The 4,968-nt window shown below is 72.2% G+C and carries 3 protein-coding genes and 1 pseudogene; 1 reads left to right on the top strand and 3 read right to left on the bottom strand.

The features are described from left to right. Positions 1-4 precede the first annotated feature (4 nt). Positions 5-655, bottom strand: coding sequence for a DUF2271 domain-containing protein (locus FAF44_RS52035; RefSeq protein ID WP_237110921.1), 651 nt, complete (start codon positions 653-655; stop codon positions 5-7). Between the two features lie 122 nt (positions 656-777). After that, positions 778-2,217 carry a helix-turn-helix transcriptional regulator gene (locus FAF44_RS52030; RefSeq protein ID WP_237110922.1) on the bottom strand — a complete coding sequence of 480 codons (1,440 nt, stop codon included), beginning with the start codon at positions 2,215-2,217 and terminating at the stop codon, positions 778-780. 291 nt (positions 2,218-2,508) lie between these two features. Here FAF44_RS52030 and aceA point away from each other — a divergent pair, with 291 nt between their 5' ends. Continuing rightward, positions 2,509-3,795 carry an isocitrate lyase gene (gene aceA, locus FAF44_RS52025; protein ID WP_237110920.1) on the top strand — a complete coding sequence of 429 codons (1,287 nt, stop codon included), beginning with the start codon at positions 2,509-2,511 and terminating at the stop codon, positions 3,793-3,795. Between the two features lie 523 nt (positions 3,796-4,318). Here aceA and FAF44_RS52020 read toward each other — a convergent pair. Continuing rightward, positions 4,319-4,968 (bottom strand): annotated as a pseudogene (locus FAF44_RS52020) (hypothetical protein); the annotation flags it as partial.

Genomic DNA, 4,968 nt, shown 5'->3' with positions numbered 1-4,968 from the left:
CATCTCAGGACCCTCTCGTGAACGTCGTGACGGCCCCGTCGGGCAGCCGCCGGCCCGGGACGAAGCTGGCGCTGAGGTCGGCGACCAGCGCGGGCTCGCTCCCGGTCTCCGCCGGCAGGAACTGGGCGCGCGGCCGGGAGGCGTGCGGGACGTCGCCCACCTCGATGGAGCCGGTGAACAGCACCCGTTTCTCCCACACCACGTTGCCCTCCACGCGATAGGTGTACGTGCCGGGCGGCACGGGCCTGCCGCTGCGGTCGGTGGTGTCCCAGTAGACACTCTGCCTGCCGCTCTCCTGCGCGGGGCGGCTGGCGGCCTTGATCTCGGTGTCGGTGGCCGCCTCCCATCCGGACGCCTCCCGCCACAGGGGCAGCGACATGGGCCTGCGGGCGAAGCCGCCGTTGGCGGTGAAGCTGGTGGCGAACAGGGTGCGCACGTAGCGCCCGCCGGCGTCCTCGACCCAGATCGCGATCTGGTTGCTGGCCAGCCGGGGCAGGCGGTGCAGCAGGTAGTCGATGCGGACCAGGCCGAGGCTCGCGGCGGCGGGCGCCGACCAGGCCAGCCCGGCGGGCGAGGCGGGCGGCGGTTCGGGACGGTAGGCGAGGTAGGCGGCGCTCGCGCCGGTGGCCACTCCGGTGATGACAACGATCGGCACGATCAGACGGCTTGTCCGCTCCGACATGTGTTGCCCTTTCAAGGGTAGATAGTCACCATCAACACTATCTACTTTTGGCCACGCCGCGCCCCCTTCACGGGATCAGGATCGAACAGGGGGGCTCAGGTGGCGCTCGCGTGCCGCTCCAGGAAGGTGTACACGTCGGCCTCGTCCACGCCGGGGAAGGAGCCGGGCGGCAGCGCGGCCAGCACGTGGGAGTTGGCGCGCGCCGACGGCCAGGCGTAGCCCTCCCAGCGCTCGGCCAGCTCGGCGGGCGGGCGGCGGCAGCAGTCGCCGGTCGGGCAGTTGGACTTGGTGCGGTGGGTGGTCTCGCGCCCCCTGAACCAGCGCGACTCCTTGTACGGCACCCCCAGCGTGATCGCGAAGTCCCGCTCGCGGGACGGATCGACGTGCGCCACGCAGAAGTAGGTGCCGGTCGGCGAGTCGGAGTACTGGTAGAACACCGAGAACCGGTCGGGCGAGGCGAACACCTGCCGCCCCGACCACTGCAGGCACATCCGCTGCCCCTCGATGGCCCCCTGCTCGTCGGCGGGGAAGACGATGCCGTCGTTCTCGTACGCCTTGTAGATGGTGCCGCCGGCGTCGTTGCGCACGAAGTGGCAGACCAGGCCGAGGTGGTGGGTGGCGAGGTTGGTGAAGCGGTGGGCGGCCATCTCGTACGACACCGCGAAGACGTCCCGCAGGTCCTCCACCGACAGCGCCCGGTCGGACTTGGCCTCCTGGAGGTAGAGCGCGGCGGCCTTCTCGGGGACGAGGACGGCGGCGGCGAAGTAGTTGGCCTCGGTGCGCTGGCGCAGGAAGTCGGCGAAGTCGCGGGGCTTGTCGTGACCGAGGGCGAGGTGCCCGAGCGTCTGGAGCAGGATCGTGCGCGGGGTGTGCATGCCGAGCTGCTCGTGCTTGACGTAGATGCGGCGGTTGCGCAGGTCGGTGATGGAGCGCACGGAGCGGGGCAGGTCCTGGGCGGTGTGCACGGTGTAGCCGAAGTGCGTGACCAGGCTCTGGATCATGCTCTGCGACAGCGCGCCGGTGCGGTAGCCGACGGCCTCCAGCGCCTGCGCGGCGGCCTTCTCGATCTCGGGGAAGTAGTTGCCCACCTCCCGCTGCCTGCGCCGCAGCTCGGCGTTGGCGGCCCTGGCCTCCTCCGGCGTGGCGGTGCCCCGGGCCTGCCGGGCGCGCAGCTCGCCGTACAGGCCGAGCAGGTGCTCCAGCACGTCGTTGGGCACGCGCGCGGAGACCTTCAGCCGGGGCAGCCCGAGCCCGGCGTAGACGGGGTCGCGCTGGGCCTCCTCCAGCGCGATCTCCAACTGGGCGCGCCGGTTGGGCGGCTGACGGCGCAGCAGTTCCTCGACCGGGACGCCCAGGGCGCTCGCCAGGGACTTGAGCAGGGAGAGCTTGGGCTCGCGCTTGCCGTTCTCCAGCAGCGAGAGCTGACTGGGGGCCCTGCTGACGCGCGAGCCGAGGTCGGACAGCGTGAGCCCACGCTGTTTGCGCAGGTGACGCAGGCGCTGGCCAAACGCGATCAGATCAAGCTCCTGCGTCAAAGACAACGGTTCTTCGCCCAGCAAGGAGGCCATGCCGGAATCTTAGACAGAAATTCGGCCCATTTTCTAGCCTCCCGGCTGCGCGTCCGCCGACCCCTGTCACGGCGGGCCCGGCGGACGCGATTGGTCTAGTCCAACGGTAAAAGTTGCGATTTCTTCACCACTGAATACGCGCGAGTAATCCCCAGAACGCGAAGAATCGCAATTCTTCTGCACTTCCTGGACTGTATGCCACCCTCCGCCGGGGCACAGACTCGGCGTGAGCCCCAGGGGACGACAAAGGAGTGGACGATGATCGATCGCCTCAAGGGAGCAGCGGAGCAACTGCGGGAAGAGTGGGACGACGACCCTCGCTGGGCGGGCGTCGAGCGCACGTACCGCGCCGAGGACGTGGTCCGGCTGCGTGGCAGCGTCCAGGAGGAGCACACGCTGGCCCGGCTCGGCGCCGAACGGCTGTGGCGCCTGCTGCACACCGAGGACTACGTCAACACGCTCGGCGCGCTCACCGGCAACCAGGCGGTCCAGCAGGTCAGGGCGGGCCTGAAGGCCATCTACCTGTCCGGCTGGCAGGTGGCCGCCGACGCGAACCTGGGCGGGCAGACCTACCCCGACCAGAGCCTGTACCCGGCCAACTCGGTGCCCGCCGTCGTGCGCCGGATCAACAACGCGCTGCTGCGCGCCGACCAGATCACCTGGTCGGAGGGCGACGGCGACGCCCCGTACTGGCTGGCCCCGATCGTGGCGGACGCGGAGGCCGGCTTCGGCGGCGTGCTCAACGCGTTCGAGCTGATGAAGGGCATGATCGCGGCCGGCGCCGCGGGAGTGCACTGGGAGGACCAGCTCGCCTCCGAGAAGAAGTGCGGCCACCTGGGCGGCAAGGTGCTGATCCCGACCGGCCAGCACATCAAGACCCTCAACGCCGCCCGCCTCGCCGCGGACGTCGCCGGGGTCCCCTCGCTGATCGTCGCGCGGACCGACGCACAGGCCGCGACGCTCCTGACCAGCGACGTGGACCCGCGCGACCAGGCGTTCACCACCGGCGAGCGCACGCCGGAGGGCTTCTACCGGGTCAGGAACGGGCTGGAGGCGTGCGTGGCGCGCGGCCTGGCCTACGCGCCGTACTCCGACCTGCTCTGGATGGAGACCGGCACGCCCGACCTGGACGTGGCCCGCGCGTTCGCCGAGGCGATCAAGGCCGAGTACCCGGACCAGATGCTGGCCTACAACTGCTCACCGTCGTTCAACTGGAAGAAGCACCTGGACGACTCCACGATCGCCAAGTTCCAGCGGGAGCTCGGGCACATGGGGTACAAGTTCCAGTTCATCACCCTGGCCGGGTTCCACTCGCTGAACTACGGCATGTTCGACCTCGCCCAGGGTTACGCCTCCGACGGCATGACCGCGTACGTCGAGCTGCAGGAGGCCGAGTTCGCCGCCGAGGCCCGCGGCTACACCGCGACCCGGCATCAGCGCGAGGTCGGCACCGGCTACTTCGACCTGGTCAGCACCGCCGTCGCACCCGACTCCTCGACCACCGCGCTCAAGGGCTCGACCGAAGAGGAGCAGTTCCGCCACTGACCACCGCTTCCGCGTCACGGGCTCGCCGGCCACCTCCAGGGCATGGGATGGTTCCCCCGGCGAACACGGGCCGCGCCGGGCTCCCCAGCACCGGCGCGGCCCGTCACGTTCCGGGCAACCCGTCACGAGGCCGCCCGGCACGGGTGCCACCCGCCGGCTCTTCCGCCCAGGCGCCACCAAGCCCTTCGCGCGGGCGCCGACGACATGTTCGCGCGAGCACCACCGGCGCGTTCCACCTGGGAGCCTCCAGCGACGCGTTCGCGCCAGGTGTCACCGGCGGCACAGCCGCGCCGTCGTCCCTCGCGTCACACTGCCACCAGTAGTGACATGCGTGTCAGGAGGCACGATGCGACACCTCGACCGGCTCCGCCGCGCCCGCCCCGCCGTCCCGTTCCGGGTACCGGCGAGACCCCCCGCGCTCGCCGGGGTCTCCTTACGCACCGGCTGACCGGCGGGGGCGCGCCCCCGCCGGCCGCCGGCCGGATGCCCCCCTCGTGACATCCGGCCGGCGGCGGGCCGCCCCTCAGGGGGTGGCGGTGCCGGCTGGCGTCGGGGTGTCGGAGAGCGAGTCCGACGGGTCCGGCGACTCGCCGGGACCGTCCTGCGGGATGGTGCTGACCGACCCCGACGGCCGCGGGCAGTCACGCCGGCGGGCCGCCGGGTTCGCGCACGGGTCCGGCTCGTCCTCGCCCTGCTCGCCGGGCCCGCTGGTCGGGGCGGGACGGAAGGCGTCCTCGCGGCGCTCCGGCGGTGTCGTCCCGGTGACGGCCGCCTTCGTCCGGGTCCGCGTGACGGGCACCGTGGGCGTGCCCGGCCCGGCCGTCCTCGTCGCGGGCCTGATCGCGGGCGGGTTCCCGCTGCCGGCCACCGAGGGACGGACGGTGGACCCGGCGCTGCCGGACACCCGGACGGCGGGCGGGTCGCCGGGCAGCAGCGAGCCGCCGCCGGCGCTCATGCCCTCGCCGCCCGACGCGGCGATGACCGTGATGGCCGCGATGGACACCGTGGCCAGAGCCGCGAAGCTGGCGTGCGAGAGCTGTGCCCGTGACCTGGCCCGCGCGCCGGCCCGCGAGCCGGCGCGCCGGCGCCGCCCGCGCCCTCCGGAACGCTCCACATCGCGCCCGCCGCCCGGCTCGCCACCGGGTTCGCCGGAATCATCGGTTTCGGCGGACG

The organism is Nonomuraea sp. MG754425 (assembly GCF_021699195.1).
GTDB lineage: Bacteria > Actinomycetota > Actinomycetes > Streptosporangiales > Streptosporangiaceae > Nonomuraea.
Note: the sequence above shows the minus strand (reverse complement) of the source record. Positions and strands in the feature narration are given on the sequence as shown.